The 17479-nt window shown below is 62.9% G+C and carries 19 protein-coding genes; 2 read left to right on the plus strand and 17 right to left on the minus strand.

The features are described from left to right. Positions 1–89: 89 nt before the first annotated feature. From tilS to ybgC, 9 genes are all read right to left on the minus strand, one after another. On the minus strand, positions 90–1457 hold the full coding sequence (gene tilS / locus EN861_RS07440) for a tRNA lysidine(34) synthetase TilS (protein WP_135863190.1): 1368 nt from the start codon (positions 1455–1457) through the stop codon (positions 90–92). 54 nt (positions 1458–1511) lie between these two features. Continuing rightward, entirely contained in the window at positions 1512–2606 is a 1095-nt protein-coding gene (gene ybgF / locus EN861_RS07445) for a tol-pal system protein YbgF (protein ID WP_127872127.1), read from the minus strand. Between the two features lie 179 nt (positions 2607–2785). Then, a complete protein-coding gene (gene pal, locus EN861_RS07450) occupies positions 2786–3292 on the minus strand; it encodes a peptidoglycan-associated lipoprotein Pal (RefSeq protein WP_127279987.1) in 507 nt (168 codons plus the stop codon). Positions 3293–3534: 242 nt separating this feature from the next. Next, positions 3535–3912 carry a four helix bundle protein gene (locus EN861_RS07455; protein ID WP_127872128.1) on the minus strand — a complete coding sequence of 126 codons (378 nt, stop codon included), beginning with the start codon at positions 3910–3912 and terminating at the stop codon, positions 3535–3537. Between the two features lie 32 nt (positions 3913–3944). Beyond that, positions 3945–5255 (minus strand): Tol-Pal system beta propeller repeat protein TolB, encoded by a 1311-nt coding sequence (tolB, locus tag EN861_RS07460; RefSeq protein ID WP_127872129.1) that lies wholly within the window; start codon positions 5253–5255, stop codon positions 3945–3947. Positions 5256–5295: 40 nt separating this feature from the next. Continuing rightward, a complete protein-coding gene (locus tag EN861_RS07465; RefSeq protein WP_127872130.1) occupies positions 5296–6453 on the minus strand; it encodes a TonB family protein in 1158 nt (385 codons plus the stop codon). A 7-nt stretch (positions 6454–6460) separates the two neighbouring features. Further along, positions 6461–6913 (minus strand): protein TolR, encoded by a 453-nt coding sequence (tolR, locus tag EN861_RS07470; protein WP_027141797.1) that lies wholly within the window; start codon positions 6911–6913, stop codon positions 6461–6463. 11 nt (positions 6914–6924) lie between these two features. Beyond that, complete coding sequence (gene tolQ / locus EN861_RS07475) at positions 6925–7635, minus strand: protein TolQ (protein ID WP_015315267.1); 711 nt, start codon at positions 7633–7635, stop codon at positions 6925–6927. Between the two features lie 259 nt (positions 7636–7894). Then, positions 7895–8365 carry a tol-pal system-associated acyl-CoA thioesterase gene (gene ybgC, locus EN861_RS07480; RefSeq protein WP_127280352.1) on the minus strand — a complete coding sequence of 157 codons (471 nt, stop codon included), beginning with the start codon at positions 8363–8365 and terminating at the stop codon, positions 7895–7897. A gap of 53 nt (positions 8366–8418) precedes the next feature. Here ybgC and EN861_RS07485 point away from each other — a divergent pair, with 53 nt between their 5' ends. Then, complete coding sequence (locus EN861_RS07485; RefSeq protein WP_135863511.1) at positions 8419–9669, plus strand: cellulase family glycosylhydrolase; 1251 nt, start codon at positions 8419–8421, stop codon at positions 9667–9669. A gap of 8 nt (positions 9670–9677) precedes the next feature. Here the strand turns inward: EN861_RS07485 and EN861_RS07490 are convergent, their stop codons facing one another. From EN861_RS07490 to EN861_RS07520, 7 genes are all read right to left on the minus strand, one after another. Next, a complete protein-coding gene (locus EN861_RS07490) occupies positions 9678–10574 on the minus strand; it encodes a metallophosphoesterase (RefSeq protein WP_127872131.1) in 897 nt (298 codons plus the stop codon). A 200-nt stretch (positions 10575–10774) separates the two neighbouring features. Next, a complete protein-coding gene (gene ruvB, locus EN861_RS07495; RefSeq protein ID WP_135863192.1) occupies positions 10775–11806 on the minus strand; it encodes a Holliday junction branch migration DNA helicase RuvB in 1032 nt (343 codons plus the stop codon). 45 nt (positions 11807–11851) lie between these two features. Further along, a complete protein-coding gene (locus tag EN861_RS07500) occupies positions 11852–12976 on the minus strand; it encodes an RNA ligase (RefSeq protein ID WP_189343582.1) in 1125 nt (374 codons plus the stop codon). Positions 12977–13215: 239 nt separating this feature from the next. After that, positions 13216–13836 (minus strand): Holliday junction branch migration protein RuvA, encoded by a 621-nt coding sequence (gene ruvA / locus EN861_RS07505; protein ID WP_135863196.1) that lies wholly within the window; start codon positions 13834–13836, stop codon positions 13216–13218. 13 nt (positions 13837–13849) lie between these two features. Continuing rightward, positions 13850–14359, minus strand: a complete 510-nt coding sequence (gene ruvC / locus EN861_RS07510) for a crossover junction endodeoxyribonuclease RuvC (protein WP_135863198.1) — start codon at positions 14357–14359, stop codon at positions 13850–13852. 94 nt (positions 14360–14453) lie between these two features. Next, complete coding sequence (locus EN861_RS07515; protein ID WP_135863200.1) at positions 14454–14987, minus strand: DUF1465 family protein; 534 nt, start codon at positions 14985–14987, stop codon at positions 14454–14456. A 384-nt stretch (positions 14988–15371) separates the two neighbouring features. Further along, entirely contained in the window at positions 15372–15752 is a 381-nt protein-coding gene (locus EN861_RS07520) for a hypothetical protein (RefSeq protein ID WP_023771684.1), read from the minus strand. 326 nt (positions 15753–16078) lie between these two features. On the opposite strand from EN861_RS07520, the gene EN861_RS07525 reads away from it, so the two are divergent. Beyond that, the gene (locus tag EN861_RS07525; protein WP_135863202.1) at positions 16079–16630 is read left to right on the plus strand and encodes a DUF2269 family protein; all 552 of its coding nucleotides are present in this window, start codon (positions 16079–16081) and stop codon (positions 16628–16630) included. A gap of 14 nt (positions 16631–16644) precedes the next feature. Here EN861_RS07525 and EN861_RS07530 read toward each other — a convergent pair whose 3' ends face one another. Beyond that, the gene (locus tag EN861_RS07530) at positions 16645–17415 is read right to left on the minus strand and encodes a sulfite exporter TauE/SafE family protein (protein ID WP_127281288.1); all 771 of its coding nucleotides are present in this window, start codon (positions 17413–17415) and stop codon (positions 16645–16647) included. Between the last annotated feature and the right edge of the window lie 64 nt (positions 17416–17479).

A 17479-nucleotide genomic window follows, 5' to 3' on the forward strand; every position in this document is an offset into this window, starting at 1 on the left:
ATCATGAGAGGAAACTTGGGCCTAACATAGGGAGAGCGTCCCCCCTTGCCAAGCAGAACAGCATGTCTGGGTTAAGCTTTCGCGCAGCATCAACCGGCACTGTGGCCGGCGAATGGCAAGGCGGGAAACGGCGCCGCGCCGATCAACCCGGCGACGGCGCGCGCCGGGGCCAGATCGAAGGACGGCAGGAAGCGGGCGAAGGGAGCAACGACTGGCGAGGCCGCAAACCCTTGCGATGTCGGCCAATCAGGCGCCGAACCGGCCTTTTCGACGGCTTGCAGCAGGCCTGGTTCAGCCGCCAATGCCCCGCGCATCAGGCTTGGCGGGGTTTCGCCCCGGCCTACAGCCAGCCGCTTCGCCGCCAACGCCCCGAATGGGGCGATCAACAATGCGCCGCTGGCGTCGTGCAATGTGATTTGGCGGCGGCCATCCCAGATGGTGGCGTCGACCGTTGCCGCTGCCGCCGGCAAGCCCCGCATTTCCCGGCGCAGGAAGATGCCGGCGCGCCGGAAGTCGATTACCGTCCGCGACAATGTGGCGCAAAGAAACCCCGCCTTCAGCCGGGCGAACAACGCCTCGCTGCGAGCCTGGTCCGGCAGGAAGGCAATCCCGCCTGTCGTCGCCAGGAGAATGCGCAGCGCGTAGACGGCCGCCTGGTCGTCGCCGGCGCTGAGCAGGGCCGGGTCGAGCCGGACGAGACCCGTCGCCGGCCGGCTGGCAAAGCGCTCGACCAGAGAGGCGGCCTTGGCGCCAAGCCGCATGCGGGCGCCGGCCGCCTGTGCCGCCAACGCCAGCGCGTCGTTCATGCGCTGTGCGCCGGCCTCCCCGGCAAGGGCCGCGCGCATGCGCGGCCGCTCGAAGGCTTCATCGGCATTGGTCGGGTCCTCGGCCCAGCCGACCTGTTGGCGGTGCAGGAAATCGCGCAGCACAGAGCGCCGGACGCCAAGAAGCGGTCGCACGATCCAGTCGCGCCAGTCATGCAAGGTGGCGGGCGCCATGCCGGCAAGGCCCCGTCCTTCATCGCGGCCCGCATCGTTGCGATCGCGCCGCATCAGCACCGTCTCGGCCTGGTCGTCCGATGTATGTCCGGTCACGATCAGGCCGATGCCCTCCGCCCGGGCGGCGCTGGCGAGCAGCCGGTAGCGCGCCTCGCGCGCTGCCGCAGGCAGGCCGGTCGATGGTTTTTCTCCCGACCAGGCGAGGATGCGGTGGGCGATGCCGCGCTCCACGCAAAGCTGCGCCACGGCCTGCGCCTCACCAGCCGAACCCTGCCGCAAGCCGTGATCGACCGTGATCGCGAGCAGCCTCGTGGACGGCGCGGTATTGTCGAGATGCTGTTTGAGAAGAAGAAGGAGCGCGATCGAGTCGCTGCCGCCTGATACGGCCGCAACGGCGCCGTTGGTAAAATCGATATGCGAAAAAAGTCTCGTCGAAAACTCAGGCCCGGTGTCGAGCATCAATGCATTCGTCCAAAAGTCCCCGGTTTGGGACTGCGACATCCCCGGGAAAGATCAGCACGCAGCCAGGGCCTTCTCCTGCTTGACGCGTTCCTTGAGTGTGCTGGAAATATCGGGATAGCGCTTGCCGACCTCGCTGAAGGTGGCGCAGGCGACATCATGCTGCTTGAGGCCGACCAGCGACACACCGAGCTTCAACAGCATGTCGGGTGCCTTCTTGGCCTTGGGATAGTCCTTGCTGGCAGCGAGGAAGACTTCCGCCGCATCGCGGTATTTCTGCTGGCCAAGCAGCGATTCCCCCAGCCAGTAATGCGCGTCCGCCGTCTTGGCGTCTTTGGGGAAGCGGGAGATATGGTCGCGGAAACCCTGTTCGGCGGTGCCGTAGTCGCCCGACAGGATGAACTGGTAGGAGTTGCGGTAGAGCTCTTCGGGATTGTTGGTGGCGGGCAGCGCCGCGACCTGCGTGCCGCCGGACTTGCCAGCCTTGGCAGGTGCGCTGGCGGCAGGTGCGGTGTCCTGTGCCGGCGCGGTTGCCTGCGTGCTGCCGCCGGCATCGATCACATTGCCGTTCTTGTCGACGGTGATGGACCCAAAAGTCTTTTCGGGCGCTCCCTTGCCGGGGATCAGCTTGCCGGGGTCACCGTCGGGCGATTCGACGATGACGTCCTCGACCGTCTTGCCGCCTGTGGATTGATCGCCGCCGGGCGCGGCGCCGGCATCAGCCGGCGCCTGGGTTGCCGGGGCCGAGGCCACGTCGGTGTTGGTTCCGGTGGTGGCATCTGATTTCTTCTGCGCCGGCGGTTGTCCGCCTTGCGAGCCCCCTTCCAGCTGCTGGAAACGGAACTCGTTGTCTTCCTGCTGTTTGCGGATCTGCTCCTGCATCTGCAAGATCTGGAAATTGAGTTCCTCGACCTTGCCGGTCAGCTGCCGCAGTTGGTCCTCGAGCCCGGTCACGCCGACGCCGCTCGACTGCGCGAGCTGGACTTGATCCTGCTTTTTCTTCTCACCGAAAAGGCTGGGCAACTCAAGTGTCGGCAGATGGAACGAAAACCCGCTCTCGGTTGATTGCCCCGAACCGCTCGCCAAAGCGGTTACGCCTGATAGGAGCAGCAGCGCAAGCGTGCCGCTCAGAACCGATCTCAAATGCATGTGCCTCTCGCCGTCCAATCGTTAGCTTGTTCGCGCCTTCCAATCGATGTGAGACCAGCCAAGCGCCCTCGGCTCATAGCAGGGCGCGAGACTTCGGCCAAATTTTGTTTCGGGCCCCAGGATATGAAAAAGGCGGCCGGGAGGCCGCCTTTCGCAGAGGTGTGTTGTATTTTTGCCGATCAGGAACCGGCGCCGCTGAGCGTGGTGACGGCCCGGCGATTCTGCGACCAGCAGGAGATGTCATCGCACACGGCGACCGGACGTTCCTTGCCGTAGGAAATCGTCTTGAGGCGGCTGGCCGAAACGCCCTTGGAAACCAGGAAGTCGCGGGTGGCGGCGGCACGACGGGCACCGAGCGCCAGATTGTATTCGCGCGTTCCGCGTTCGTCGGCATGGCCTTCGACGACGATGGCATACTGCTTGTACTGGTTCAGCCACTGCGCCTGGCGCGAAAGCGTCGTCTGCGCGTCGGCCCGGATCGAGGTCGAGTCCGTATCGAAGAAGATGCGGTCGCCGATGTTGACGGTGAAGTCCTGCGCCGAGCCGGGCGTTGCGGCACCTGCGCCGTTGAGACCAAGATCGGCCGCGTTGTTCGGCGTCTTCTTCGAGGCGCAACCGGCGACGGCGAGCATCGCCACCAGCGCGATCATGACCGGGTTTCTGGTAAGTGCTGCGATACGGCCCATGCCGCCTCTCCTTCGTATTCGAGTGATTTCGTTGATCACCCAGTAACCACGTTTGGGTTAACCGGCATTCAAGAAACACGGTTAAAATTTGGTTTAGGCCGCCCGTCCGCAGCCGTTTGTCGTAAGCCACAGTTGGCGCGGACCCTAGGCGGAAATGCGGCCAAAACGCGACGAAGGCGTGGAAAAGGGGGAATGTAAGGGGAATTGAAGAGTTGGAGAACTGGAGAATTGAAGAAGGATGTTCACCTTAACTTCTCTCTGAGGTTCACCAGCATTCCGTACACATGGGCATACGATTGTAGCCACTCGTCCCGTTGCGCCTGTGAGATGTATTCGAGGTCGAATGCGTATGAAATCCACGTCTCGACTTCACTGCACGATCCCATGGCCATCGAAACGAACCGGGCGAATTCGGCTTTGGAGTGGGTCTGTTTGGCAAACCCCTCGGCCAGATTGGCGCAAATCCCTTTGCTGGAACGCCGCAGCTGATCGGCCAGCGCGTATTGCTCTATTTTGGGGAAAGCGAGCGTGGCCTTGTGAACCGTAAGAGAGACCATGTAAGCGCGCTTGTAGACCTCCAGATCCTTTGCTCGCTTTACGTAGCCTTCTGCTTTCTCCATCTCTTCAATTCTTCAATTCGCCAATTCCCGTATTATTCCAGCAGCGGTGACCAGGCCGGATCAGAAGCAAAATTCGCGGTCGGGATCGGCTGCTCGTTGCGGCCGGTGAGATCGACGGAAACCAGCTTCGGGCCGCCATTGGAGTCGCGGAAGAACATCAGCACGCGGCCGTTCGGCGCCCAGGTCGGGCCTTCCTGCTGGAAGCCGGACGACAGGATGCGCTCGCCAGAGCCGTCGGTCTTCATGACGCCGATCTGAAATTCGCCGCCGCTCTGCTTGGTGAAGGCGATGAGGTCGCCGCGCGGCGACCACACCGGCGTCGAATAGACGCCGTCGCCGAAGGAGATGCGGGTCTGGCCCGAGCCGTCGGCGCCCATGACGTAGATCTGCGCGCGGCCGCCACGGTCGGAAGTGAACACCACCTTGCTGCCGTCGGGCGAATAGGAGGGCGAGGTGTCGATGGCGGTCGAGTTGGTCAGACGCGTGGTCGAACGGCTGCGCAGGTCCATCGCGAAGATGTTGGAATTGCCGTCGTCGCGCAGCAGGCTCATGATCACCTTCTGGCCGTCGGGCGAGAAGCGCGGCGCGAACGTCATGCCGGGAAAATTGCCGACCAGTTCGCGCTGCCCGGTCTCGATCTGCAAGAGATAGACCCGCGGCTGGCCGCTCTCATAGGACATGTAGGTGATTTCCTGCCGGTTCGGCGAGAAGCGCGGCGTCAGCACGATCGACCGCCCATCCGAGAGGTAGCGGATGTTGGCGCCGTCCTGGTCCATGATGGCGAGACGCTTCTTGCGCGCGTTCTTGGCGCCGGACTCGTCAATGAAGACGACGCGCGTGTCGAAATAGCCCTTCTCGCCGGTCAGCCGCTCATAGATGGCATCGGCGATGATATGAGCGACGCGGCGCTGATTGGCGTCGTTGGCGAAGAACTGCTCGCCGGCCATCTGCTGGCCCGCGAATGTATCCCACAGCCGGTACTGGGCGCGGATGCGGCCGTCTGCTTCCTTGCTGACGCTTCCGGTGACCAGCGCTTGCGCGTTGATCACCTTCCAGTCGTCGAAGCGGGGGGTTGCGTCCGGATTGGCGATCTTCTCGATGAAGGCGCTCTTGTCGATCGGCGCGAACAGGCCGGAGCGCTTCAAATCGGCGGTGACGATCTGTGAGATCTGAGCGCCAAGCGCATCGCCACCCTGGAAATCCGTGATGGCGATCGGCAGCGGCTCGACATTGCCCTTGTTGACGTTGAGTTCGACCAGCGCCCACGCAGGCATCGGAACGACGGCCGTCATGCCCAGCGCCATCGCTGCAATCGTCAGGAGCGGCTTGAGGAAAGATCGCATATCTTCTCGCTTCTCTTCTTTGATTGGGTGGACGCCCGGCCTAGAGGCCAAGCATTTCCCTTGGATCGAAGGTGACCCGGATGTCGTTCCAGATGTCCTGTTTGCCGGCGGGAACCTGCAGGCCGGCCACGTCGCATTTCTGAACCGCGCGCACCGCGCTTTCGTCAAATTGCCGGTTGCCGCTCGACTTTTCGACGGACGGGCGGCCGTCGAGCTTGCCCGAATTGTCCAGGTTGAAGCGGACCACGACGACGAAATTCTCCGAACCTTCAAGCCCGGCCGGCAATGTCCAGCAACCGCCCAACTGGCTTTCCAGGGCGCCCTGCTCCGACTTCGACAGCTTCTGGCCCTGATCCTTGTCACCACCGAGCGACGCCTGCTGGGTCGAGCGCTTGGCGCCACCGCCGGACGGCTTCTGCTTGTCGAGCAAGGCCGAAATCTCATTGGCGTTGAACTGCTTGTCGTCGGACTTCGGCTTGGACGAGGCTTCCTTGACCGGCTTGTCGGCATCCTTGCGTTCCGGCGCCTTGGCGCTTTCGGCCTGTGCCGGCTGCGGCTTTGGCCGCGCTTCCGGCGCGGGCGCCGAATTCGGCAATTGCGTCTCTTCGGTTGGCGGGTCCTTCGCTATGGCCTCGGCGACGGCGTCGGGCTTGACCTCGGGCGTCGGATCGATAGCGGCTGTCTTGTCCTGCGGCGGCGGGGTCGGCGCCGGCTTGGCCGGCGTCGGCTTGGGCTCGGTCTGCTTGACCGGCTCGGGCTTCACCTCTTCCTTGGGCGTCGGCGCTGGCGCCACTTCCGTCGCCGGAGTGGGCTTGGGCTTTTCCTGCGGCTTCGGAACGTCCTCGGTCTTCGGGATTTCCTTCGGGGTCGGCGCGGGTGGCGGCGCCGAGGTCGTGTCGACGGGTTTTGGTTTGGCTTCCGGCGTTATCGGCTTGTCGGTGTCGACGCTGTTTTCGCCGACCTTCTGCGCGTTGGGTACGATATCGGGACGCTGCGTCGGCAGCGGCGCCGGCTTTTCATGCATCACGGCCTTCTTGTCGCCCTGCAGCGTCTGCGCGATGGCTTCCATCGGCACGATGTCGACCGCGACCGACTCCACGTCGGCGGACGGAAGCGCGGCCGGCGCCGACAGGGTGAACAGGCCGAAGGCCAGCACCGCCGTATGCAAGATCACCGATGTGGTGAGGCCGGTCCTCATCGTGAGTCTATTGATCCTGTTCCTGCAGTGAAACCAGGCCGATGTTCTTGTAGCCAGCGGCCGAGATGCGAGCCATGACCTTCATGGCCGTGCCATAGTCGGTCGACTTGTCGCCACGGATGAAGATGCGCTCTTCATAACCGGTCTTCGAGATAGCCTGCAGTTTGGCCACCAGCTCCTCGATCGGAATCTCGGTTTCCTGCAGGAAAATCTTGCCGGTCGCATCGATCGAGACGGTGATCGGCTGGGTGTCGGCATTCATCGCCTTGGCCTGGGTGTCCGGCAGGTCGATCGGCACGCCGACCGTCAGCATCGGTGCCGCGACCATGAAGATGATCAAGAGCACCAGCATCACGTCGACCATCGGCGTGACGTTGATCTCCGACATCAGCGCATGGTGACGGCCGCGCCGCCGGTGGCCGCGCCCGCCGCGCCCTCCCATGCCTACGGACATACCCATCTCGTTACTCCTCAGGCCTTAGGCGCGACTTTTTCATCGATTTGGCGCGAGAGTATGGCGGAGAACTCATCCGAGAACCCCTCCATGCGCACGGCGATCTTGCTCGCATCCGATGACAGCTTGTTATAGGCGATGACCGCCGGAATCGCGGCGAGCAGGCCGATGGCCGTCGCCAGCAGCGCCTCGGCGATGCCGGGCGCGACCACCGCGAGGCTGGTGTTCTTGGAGCCGGCGATGGCCTGGAACGAGGTCATGATGCCGATGACGGTGCCGAACAGGCCGATGAAAGGTGCCGCGGATCCGGTGGTGGCGAGGAAGCCGAGGCGCCCCTCCAGCTTCTCCATCTCGCGGGTCAGCGCCAGGTCCATGGCCTTGTCGATGCGGGTCTGCAGGCCGAGCGGCGACTTGGCGCCTTTTTCGAAACTCTTCTTCCATTCGCGCATGGCGGCGACGAAAATGGCGCCCATGCCTGTCGTCTTGCGGTCGGCGAGCGTGCGGTAGAGCTCCTCCAGCGACTGCCCGGACCAGAAAACCTGCTCGAAGCGGTTCAGCGCCAGCCGCATGCGGCCATAGGCGACCAGCTTGTCGACGATGATCGCCCAGGTCCACACCGAAGCGCAGAGCAGCCCGATCATGACCAGCTTGACCACCCAGCTGGCCTGCATGAACAAGGCCCAAATCGACAATTGCGCGCCCGGTTCGGCGAGTGCGATATTTTCCATCGTTACGTCCTTAAGATTTTCCGGGCGAAGCTGGCGGCTGGCCCATGGCATCCCTTGTGGTCGGTTCGCACGAAGCTACCGGACACCCCAAACCGTGCCGTTAGCGGCCTTTTCGGGGCAAATATTGGTGAAAGGAAGGCGCTGGATAACGCCAATCTTCACCAGTCTCTTCATGAACCGTTATGGTTAAGGATGGGTTAGTGTATAAGGCGCGGCGCATTGCCGCGCCTGGGTATCGCAGGCCGGCATCACCTGAATATCAGCCGACCCGTGGCATGAACGCCGCCACCCATTCCCTGGGAAAGCGCCTCGGCCGGCCGTTCTCGCCGATGATCGCCGCCTCGACCTTGGCCTCGACCAGCACCTCGTCGCCCCGCTTGAGCTGCTGTGCCATGAAGATTCGCGCACCGGAAATGGCATCGGTGCGGGTGTCTACGGTCAGGATGTCGTCGATGCGAGCGGGAATGCGGAAGTCGATCTCCATGCGGCGTACCACCCATGCGATCTTCTCGCCATGCTTGCCTTCGGCGAGTTCGGTGTGGTGCACGCCGGTGAGCCGGAGATAGTCGGAGCGGCCGCGCTCGAGGAATTCGAGATAGCGCGCGTGGTAGACGACGCCCGAAAAATCGGTGTCGGCGTAATAGACCCGCGCCATCAGCCGGTGGCCGAACTCGGTCAGCGCGCCGGAAAGCCCAGCCAGCAATGCCGCGGATTCACCATGATCGCCCATTGCGCTTCCCTTTTGGATGCCGACGCGGCAGGTATTTTTGGCGCATGAACCCGATGGCACTGTTGACGACGATGATCAAGACCTTGATGGCAGTCGTGCTAGCGCTGGCGGCTTCTACACTTTCGGCTGAAGCGGCCGCCTTCTCGATGAAGCGCGGTCTCAATCTCGACCAGTGGGTCACCTGGCCCGGCGAGGATCGGTGGGGTGATGCCAAGGCCATCCTGCCCTACCCGGAATGGCGAAAATTCCTTGGGGAAGACGACCTCAAGGCGTTGAAGGATGCCGGCTTCGATTTCCTGCGCATGCCGGTCGATCCGTCGCCTTTCCTCTCGGACAATACAACGGACCTGCGTGACCAACTCTATGCCAGCGTGCTGGCCTCGGCGCGCATGATCAACCGAGCCGGGCTGAAGGTCATCGTCGACATGCACCTGATCCCGGCCGGCGGCAGCCGCAAGATCGGCATGGGTGAGGTGATGGACGATCCCGCGACCTTCGACCGCTACGTCGAGATGGTTCGCGGCATGGCGCGCACGCTGGCGGGCGAAGATCCCGAAAAGGTCGCTTTCGAACCGATGAACGAGCCGATCGTCGATTGCGACAGCGACGGCACCAGCCTGTGGCCCGACCGCCAGCGCGAACTGTTCGCCGCGGCGCGCGCCTCGGCGACGAAGCTGACGCTGGTCCTGACCGGAGCCTGCTATTCCGCCGCCTCGTCGCTGGGGAAGATCGACCCGAGGACCATCCCCGACGACAACATCATCTGGACCTTCCACTCCTACGATCCATTCCTGCTCACCCATCAGGGCGCGACCTGGGCCGGCGACTTTATCCCCTACGTGACCGGCCTGCCCTATCCGTTGACCGCGGTTCCCAAGGCGCAGCTCGACGTCACGCTCGACACCATCCGCGCCCGGATTAAGGCCGAGGCGCCGTGGACACGGCAGAGCGGCCTGCTTGCCTATCTCGACGAGCAGGTCGCCAGCATGGACAGCCCCGACAAGCTGCTTGGCCTGATGGATGCGCAGTTCAAGACCGTCGAGGCGTGGGCGAAGGCCAACGGCATCAAGCCGCAAGACATCACCCTGGGCGAGTTCGGCATGATCCGCCAGGAATATGGCAATGCCTATGTGATGCCGGCGGAGTATCGGGCCGCCTATGTCAAGGATATGATCGCGCGGGCCGAAGCGCACGGCTTCTCATGGTCGCTGTGGAGCTATGGCGGCGCTTTCGGCGTCGTCGATGCGTTCAATGGCGACAAGGCCGAGCCAGACGTGATGGACGCAATCCGAAACCTCCCCTGAAGTCCCGGTCAGCCGAGGTCGATCTGCAGGATTTCCGGACGCATGCCGAAACGGATGGGCAAATTGCTGAAGCCGAGCCCGCCCGAGACGATCAGGTTGCGGTCGTTCTCGATGACATGGCCATAGGCGTAGCGATTGCCGAACTGCGACGGCACGATAGGCGAATAGCCGAACAGCCGCACCTGCCCGCCATGGGTGTGTCCCGCTAGCGTCAGCGACACACGCGACGGCACTTTTGGAAAAATGTCCGGTTCGTGCGCCAGCAGGATGACAGGCGCGGCGTCGCTGATTTTGGCCAGCGTGCCGTCGAGATCGTCCAATCCCCTGGGACGCTCGGTGTTCTTTTTCCGTAATAGCGCCAACTGATCGGCGAGGCCGGCGATCCATACGCCATGTCCGTCCTTTTCCAGACGCACGGCGTCGTTCTCCAGAACCGGGATGCCGACCTTCTCCAATGCCTTGCGCGCGATCGTCGGACCAACTCCGGCACGCTGCGCGAAACCATCGGCCCACCAGTCGTGATTGCCGAGGATCGACAGCACGCCGAGCGGTGCCTTGAGGCCCGACAGGGCGCCAGCCCATTCCGGCGGCGTGACCCTACGTGACGCCAGGCGCATGCCGGCGATGTAGTCGCCGAGCAGAACGATCAGGTCCGGCTGCAACGCATTCGCCTCTTCGGCAAGCGAGGCAATCCGCTCCGGCGTCATCCAAGGCCGGCAGGCGTGGATGTCGGCAAGGGCGACGACGCGCAGCTTCAATCCATCAGGCCAATGCGGTGGCGTCAGCGCATAGCGCTTCACATGCGTCAGCAGCATCGGCTCGATGCCGACGGCGTAGGCGCTGAACGAGGCGACCGACAGCAGCGACCCGCCGATAAAGCGCATGAACCCGCGTCTGGTTATCATTGAGTGGCTCCGGCACCTCATTTCGGCATGCGCTGGTGCGTGTCGATCCTGATTTGGGCGGACGACATGCATGGAGGCAGCGAACCCGATACAATCCAGGAATACGCCGGTAAGCCGGCAAAGATGAGGAGAATTTGCGCAGGCCCGTTCACTGATGCTTGATCACTGGTCCGGGAACCCGTGACTGATCGATTGCCCCGCTATTCTTCCTGGAACAGGCTGATCTGCTGCTGCGCCAGGTCCTTCGGCGCATCAAGGCCGAGATGGCGCCAGGCATTGGCGGTCAGCACGCGGCCACGCGGCGTGCGCTGGATGAAGCCCTGCTGGATCAGATAGGGCTCGATAATGTCCTCGATGGCGTCGCGCGGCTCGGACAAGCCCGCTGCGATCGTCTCGATTCCCACCGGCCCGCCGCCGAAATTGCGGGCGATCATGCTGAGATAGCGGCGGTCGAGCGCGTCGAGGCCGAGCGCATCGACTTCGAGCCGGGTCAACGCTTCGTCGGCGATCAGGCGGTCGACATGGCCGTCGCCGGCGACCGAGGCGAAATCGCGCACGCGCCGCAACAGCCGCCCGGCAATGCGCGGCGTGCCGCGCGCGCGCCGGGCGATCTCGAGTGCACCGTCGTCGCCGAGCGGCATCTGCAGGATGCGGGCGCCGCGCCGCACGATCTGCTCCAACTCCTCGACCGTGTAGAAATTGAGCCGCACCGGGATGCCGAACCGGTCGCGCAGCGGATTGGTGAGCAGGCCGAGCCGCGTGGTGGCTGCCACCAGCGTGAAACGGGCAAGGTCGATCTTGACCGAACGCGCCGCCGGTCCCTCGCCGATGATCAGGTCGAGCTGGAAATCCTCCATCGCCGGATAGAGGATTTCCTCCACCGCCGGGTTGAGCCTGTGGATCTCGTCGATGAACAGCACATCGCCTTCTTCGAGATTGGTCAGCAGTGCCGCGAGATCGCCGGCCTTGGCGATGACCGGCCCGGAGGTCGAGCGGAAATTGACGCCGAGTTCGCGCGCCATGATCTGCGCCAGCGTCGTCTTGCCCAGCCCCGGCGGTCCGACGAACAGCACGTGGTCGAGCGCCTCCTTGCGGCCCTTGGCGGCCTCGATGAAGACTTTGAGGTTTGCCCGAACCGCCGCCTGGCCGACGAAATCGTCAAGCGTCTGCGGCCGCAAGGTCTGCTCGGCATCCTCGCCACGTTTGTCGGGAGCAATGAGACGCTCGTTCACAAATCCATCCTCGTCCTTGCTCGGGGCATTGCCAAGCGCTTCCGGTTAACCGGCTTCCACGGCTACAGCAGGAGACTTCCATGCCATGCCATAGAGATCGCGGATGCTATCAAGCCGCGACTCACTGTAGCTAGCCCACAGTAGTTGTTTCCTGAGCACTGCGCTGCCGTCTTTTCCATCGAACATGGCAAATGCGGCCCCCTGGAGCCTGCTATCGAGCCGTGAGCGAACAGCGGCGGCGAATTCCTTTCTCTCCCGCCCCGACTGCTCGGCGACGAAGGAAGCAAGGACGCCAAGGTGCCTGTTGAGCCCGTTGACCACCACGAGTTGATAAGCTCTGAGTTCCTCGGCAAGGTCGGGCGCCAGAAGGGGGATCACATCGTCCACCGCCCCTTCCGCCACCCATGCCAGGATGTTCTTTTCAAAGGCCAGGCCAGACAGCGCCTTATGCCGCAGAGCATAGAACGCGGTCTTGAGCTTCAGTCTGTGGCCATCCTCAAAAGCGATGACGTAGCCTTCGATACCCTCTTGGCTTCGCGCGGCCGTAACGAAGTCCTTCATTGGGGCCAACGACTCAAGCGGCTGGATCAACGGCACGTCGAATTGGCCGGCCAGTGATCGAAGCTCCTGGTGCGTTGAATAACGGCCGGTCCGATTATCGCGCGCGGCCAGAAGCGTCAGAGACGGCTGATCATATGCGATCACGACCCTGTTTTCGGGGGAGGTGAATTCGAAAAGCACCGTCATGCCTGCTTCGATGGCGTATTTCGAAAGCTGGCGAACATTCTCTCCGGCATGTGCGAACGCAGCCATCGATTGCGCCGTGACGCCCATGCGCGTCATGAACACCAGTTCATTGCGGACAATGCACGGGTGAACCATCGAACCATCGAGCTTCGACAGAACGAGATGCGGAACTGTCCAGTCGATATCCTCGGGGCGCTGTCTCTCGCCAAGGTTGAAGAACTTGTGAAACGGGCGGGCAATAAGCCTTCCATCCTTGGCGAACTTCAAGCCACGGCATTCAAGCGTCATTGGACTGCGGAAGGTTTCGTCACCCACAAATCCATAGTCGATGACATCGTATTCATCGAAGCGCGTTAAAAAGATGCCGATATTGCCCTGAATATGCGGCAGAACGTCTGTGACGGTTTCGATTATGGGGAACATCATTCGCTCCAAATAAAAAAGGCCGCTTCTTGGGAAGCGGCCTGACGAGTGGATTGCTGCATAAAGCTATCTTCGACAATGCCGCAGGCACGCGCGACGTTCGGACACGGCCAGGGCCGATCCTGAGTTCACTTTATTGTTGGTCGCGAAAAGGTGCACGGCGAATACTCTTGCAAAACCGAGCGCACTAAGAAGACCAAACCATGCTCGAAGTCAATCCCAGTGCTGAATTTCACGGCTCACCGCGCCAGTTCCTTCAGCCCGAAACGGATCAGCTTGGAGGCATCGGCTCCCTCGCCCGCCGTCTTCAGCGCCGCCGATACCGCATTGGCGGCGGTGTCGCGGGAGTAGCCGAGATTGACCAGCGCCGAGACGGCGTCGGTGATCGGCGCCGGCGCCACGCCTTCGCCGAGTTCCTGCTTCAAGCCTATCGTGCCCGAGGCAGCGCCCGCATAGGCCGGAGCCTTGCTCTTCAGTTCGGTGACGATGCGTTCGGCCACCTTCTTGCCGACGCCGGGCGCACGCGAAACCATGGCGATGTCGCGCAGCGCGATCGCATTGGCGAGATCGGCCGGGGTCAATGTCGACAGGATGGCCAGCGCCACCTTGGCGCCGACCCCTTGCACATTGGTCATCAAAAGACGGAACCACTCGCGCTCCAGCCCCGACTGGAAGCCGTAGAGCCGGATCATGTCCTCGCGCACATAGGTCTCGATGAACAGCACCACCGCTTCGCCGGGCGAAGGCAGCGCGGCGAGCGTGCGCGCCGAGCAATAGGCGACATAGCCGACGCCATGCACGTCGACGAGGCAATGATCCTCATCGATCTCGTCCAGCGTCCCCTTGAGCTTGCCAATCATTCCCGACAGCCTCTCATGACGCCAGCGCCAGCCTATAGGCGGCACTTTGCCGGTGATGCGCGTGGCAAATCGCAATGGCCAGCGCGTCAGCGGCGTGTTCGGTGTCGAAGACCGCCTTCGGCAATAACACCTTCACCATCATGTGGATCTGCTTCTTGTCGCCGTGGCCGACGCCGATCACCGCCTTCTTCACCGCGTTTGGCGCATATTCGGCGACAACGAGGCCGGCGCGCGCCGGCACCAGCATGGCGATGCCGCGTGCCTGCCCGAGCTTCAGCGTCGCAACGGCATCCTTGTTGACGAAGGTCTGTTCGACCGCGGCCTCATGCGGCATGGCCTGATGCAGGATTTCGGCGAGCCCGTCATGCAGTTGGCAGAGCCGCGTCGCCAGCGCCGCCTTGTCCTCGGAGCGTACGGTGCCCGAAGCGACGAAGCGCAAGGAATTGCCGAGGCTCTCGATGATGCCCCAGCCGGTGCGCCTGAGCCCCGGATCGATACCGATGATGCGAATCGCGTCCCCCATGCCGTGAGTGTACCTCCGGCGGACAGCGATGCCAGCGAAAAGTGAACAAACCGGAAACGCCCACCCCGCCAACCGGGGAAGGCTTCGAAGTTTCTCAGTTGCGGGCGAAGGCGGTGTTGAGCAGGCTGATCTGGTCCGAGACCGGATTGGGCCGGCGGGCCACGGGCTGCATGTCGACCACCGCGCCGGCGCCGTAGATCTCTTCGTCCATGCGGCGCACCAATGCCTGAAGGCGTAGCGACCGGTTGACGAGGTCGAGGAAATCGCTCGGCAGTTCGGCCCAGCCGGCCGCCTCGTCATGGGCGGAAGCGGTGTCGAGGCGCACCTTGGACTTTTCCGAAGCGACCTGGTCGCGGGTCATCTCGCCGGAATTCGCCGCGCGCTGCAAAAGCAGCCACGAGGCAACCTGCATCAGCCTAGTGGTCAGCCGCATCGACTCGGCCGCGTAGAGCGTGGCTGCCAGCCGCGACAGTTTCTTGGCCTCGGCCCGGCCCTTGCCGTCGAGATACTCCGCCGCCTGTTCGACCAGGCCCATGCCTTCCTGGTAAAGCGGTTTGAAGGAGTGCGAAAACACCCGGCGTTCCGCCAGCTTGACGGTTTTCACAACGCCTTTCGACGGCTCGTTCATTGATAACGCCCCTGCACTTGCAACCGGCCGATTCGGCTCTGTGCCGATACACCCGCGACCTTATAAAACTGAAGCTTGAAAATGCGCTTCGTCCGGTGTGAAGGCAAGCACATGTTTAACAGAAGGTTAACAGCGACCGGCGTCGCGGGAAGCCGCGGGAATGCGGACAAAAAAAGAGCCGCGGATAAGGCGGCTCTCAGGAGTTTAACAGGGAGGCGTCAAACAAAGTGGCTCCAACCACTCGGTAAGAATCCAGATCACTGGATGCACATAGTAAACGCCTGTAAAGCTTAATGGACCCTTAACATCCCTGATATTTTTTGACCCTACACGCTGCTCCTGTGCCGTAACAGCACAGCCGCGCAGGCAAGGTTTCGGCCTCACTCAGGCCTTTTTCCACACCACCGGCAAGGCAATGAAGGCAAACAGCAGCATGCCTGCGTAGAAGCCGATCGAAGATATTCCCAGCAACGGCTCGATCCCCGGATTTCCGGCAAGCAGTATATAAAGGCCGATCATGAGCCCGATGCCGCTGATCGCCGTCAGCCAGAAATGGACGAGGGCCAGCGTCTTTTGCCCGGCAGCCGGAAACAGGTGGTAAAAGAACGCGAAGACCGCCGACATAAGCCAGCCAGCCACCATCGTGTGGGCGTGGGTCGGCATCTGGCCATGGTCTTCGCTGATCGCCATGTGAATGCCGAGTGCCATGCCGCACAGCGCATAGATGATCGCCAGCGTGAAGAAATTCCGTGCTACCCCTTGCATATATTAGTCCCCCGAATTGGCTTTTCCCAAATTGGGAATGAGTGTTGATCGTCAGGCAAGCGCTGCCGCCGCCGGACCTCCGGCGTCGGCACTAGCATCGGCATTGTTTCCGGACGATGTCACGCCCCCCAATGCCGACAATAGCAGAAAGCCGGGCGGCGCGTTCATCATATTAGCGGCGGCTTTCGTTAGCCGGCAGCCTGAAACACAGCCGGTTTTTCCACGACATCGTCCCGAAACAACCGCGGCGCTAAACGCGGCGGCGGCGAAGCGGACGGGCAACGGCCCGCCCTCGCCAGCAACCATTGGGCATCGGGGAGAAAGCCATGGATTGGTATTCCATCGTCAAATTGCTGCACATTCTTTCGGCAACGCTTTGGGTCGGCGGCGGCTTCACGCTGATGGTGCTGGCGACGCTGGCGGATCGAGCCGGCAACATCCAGGGAACGCTGCAGGCGATGCGCGCCACCGGCGAGCTGGGCAACCGCTTCTTCGCGCCGATGTCGATGCTGACATTGGCCTTCGGATTGATCATGTGCTCGTTCTGGGTCGGCTTCTCCGATCTCTGGGTCCTGATCGGCCTTGCCGGCTACGCCACGACCTTGTGCATCGGAATGTTCGTTTTCAAGCCGACTGCCGACCGCATGGGCGCGATGATCGCCAGGGACGGCGTGACGCCCGCGGCCCTGGCCTATGGCCAGCGCATCCTGCGGGCGGCGCGCTTCGACTATGCGGTCATGCTCGTCATCATCACCGACATGGTGCTGAAGCCGACCCTGCACGACGTCGTCATTCTCGCGGGCATGGTGGTGGTTCTTGCCGCCGGTGCCGCCATGGCGCTCAGCCGGCCAAGACGCATGGTGCCCAGCGCCGCCTGACGCGGGCTGGAGTGCTACATGATGCCGGCGATCCCGTCCCACAGAAGCTTCACGGCCACGACCGCCACGGTCGCATAGGTGAAGGGATAAAAAATCTCCGGCCGCATGCGCCGCACCAGCCACGCGCCGGCGATGGTCGACAGCGGCGCCAGCGGCATCAGCACCGCCGATGCCGTCAGATTGGCGGTATCGAACTGGCCGAGCGCGAAATAGGGGATGAGCTTCAGCGCATTGGTGGCGGCAAAGAAGATCGCCGCCGTGCCCGACAGCACCTTGGGGTCGAGCCTGATCGGCAAGGCATAGACCTGGAAGGGCGGTCCGCCGACATGGGCAACGAAGCTGGTAAACCCGGCGACGGTGCCCCATATGGCCGCCGCCACGCGATTGGGTGCGGCGGCATGGTCGGAGCCGTGACGAAACTGCAGGTAAAGCCAGCGCAGCACGAAGACGATGGCGACGGCGCCGACGATCAGCCGCACCGCTTCCTCGGTGACGAGTGCCGCCGTCAGCCAGCCAAGCCCGATGCCGATGACGGCGCCCGGCATCATGTCGACCAACATCTTGCGATCATACACGCCCCACCACGTCCACACCGAGACGATGTCCATCAGGCACAGGATCGGCAGCAGGATGGCGGCCGCCTGCACCGGCGGCATGGTCAGCGCCATCAGCGGCACGCCGACGAAGCCGACGGCGCCGCCAAAGCCGCCCTTGGACAGGCCGACCAGAATGACCGCCGGGACGGCGGCCGCGTAGAACCACGGATCGAGAAGCAGGCCTGACATGGGGAGGGACTGGTCTGGAGGGAAAGCGATCAACGCCTGAATAGCCCAGAATCGCGTGCCCGGC

Source organism: Mesorhizobium sp. M8A.F.Ca.ET.218.01.1.1 (genome assembly GCF_004791165.1).
GTDB lineage: Bacteria > Pseudomonadota > Alphaproteobacteria > Rhizobiales > Rhizobiaceae > Mesorhizobium.

What these genes read in the sequence shown, in the direction of transcription:
- tolR (WP_027141797.1), bottom strand. Translation starts at nt 6,913, where the DNA reads ATGGGTATGTCCGTAGGCATGGGAGGGCGCGGCGGGCGCGGCCACCGG.
- tolB (WP_127872129.1), bottom strand. Translation starts at nt 5,255, where the DNA reads ATGCGATCTTTCCTCAAGCCGCTCCTGACGATTGCAGCGATGGCGCTG.
- ruvC (WP_135863198.1), bottom strand. Translation starts at nt 14,359, where the DNA reads ATGGGGGACGCGATTCGCATCATCGGTATCGATCCGGGGCTCAGGCGC.
- EN861_RS07465 (WP_127872130.1), bottom strand. Translation starts at nt 6,453, where the DNA reads ATGAGGACCGGCCTCACCACATCGGTGATCTTGCATACGGCGGTGCTG.
- EN861_RS07490 (WP_127872131.1), bottom strand. Translation starts at nt 10,574, where the DNA reads ATGATAACCAGACGCGGGTTCATGCGCTTTATCGGCGGGTCGCTGCTG.
- EN861_RS07525 (WP_135863202.1), top strand. Translation starts at nt 16,079, where the DNA reads ATGGATTGGTATTCCATCGTCAAATTGCTGCACATTCTTTCGGCAACG.
- EN861_RS07515 (WP_135863200.1), bottom strand. Translation starts at nt 14,987, where the DNA reads ATGAACGAGCCGTCGAAAGGCGTTGTGAAAACCGTCAAGCTGGCGGAA.
- pal (WP_127279987.1), bottom strand. Translation starts at nt 3,292, where the DNA reads ATGGGCCGTATCGCAGCACTTACCAGAAACCCGGTCATGATCGCGCTG.
- EN861_RS07520 (WP_023771684.1), bottom strand. Translation starts at nt 15,752, where the DNA reads ATGCAAGGGGTAGCACGGAATTTCTTCACGCTGGCGATCATCTATGCG.
- EN861_RS07500 (WP_189343582.1), bottom strand. Translation starts at nt 12,976, where the DNA reads ATGTTCCCCATAATCGAAACCGTCACAGACGTTCTGCCGCATATTCAG.
- ybgF (WP_127872127.1), bottom strand. Translation starts at nt 2,606, where the DNA reads ATGCATTTGAGATCGGTTCTGAGCGGCACGCTTGCGCTGCTGCTCCTA.
- tolQ (WP_015315267.1), bottom strand. Translation starts at nt 7,635, where the DNA reads ATGGAAAATATCGCACTCGCCGAACCGGGCGCGCAATTGTCGATTTGG.
- ybgC (WP_127280352.1), bottom strand. Translation starts at nt 8,365, where the DNA reads ATGGGCGATCATGGTGAATCCGCGGCATTGCTGGCTGGGCTTTCCGGC.
- EN861_RS07530 (WP_127281288.1), bottom strand. Translation starts at nt 17,415, where the DNA reads ATGTCAGGCCTGCTTCTCGATCCGTGGTTCTACGCGGCCGCCGTCCCG.
- EN861_RS07485 (WP_135863511.1), top strand. Translation starts at nt 8,419, where the DNA reads ATGGCACTGTTGACGACGATGATCAAGACCTTGATGGCAGTCGTGCTA.
- ruvA (WP_135863196.1), bottom strand. Translation starts at nt 13,836, where the DNA reads ATGATTGGCAAGCTCAAGGGGACGCTGGACGAGATCGATGAGGATCAT.
- tilS (WP_135863190.1), bottom strand. Translation starts at nt 1,457, where the DNA reads ATGCTCGACACCGGGCCTGAGTTTTCGACGAGACTTTTTTCGCATATC.
- EN861_RS07455 (WP_127872128.1), bottom strand. Translation starts at nt 3,912, where the DNA reads ATGGAGAAAGCAGAAGGCTACGTAAAGCGAGCAAAGGATCTGGAGGTC.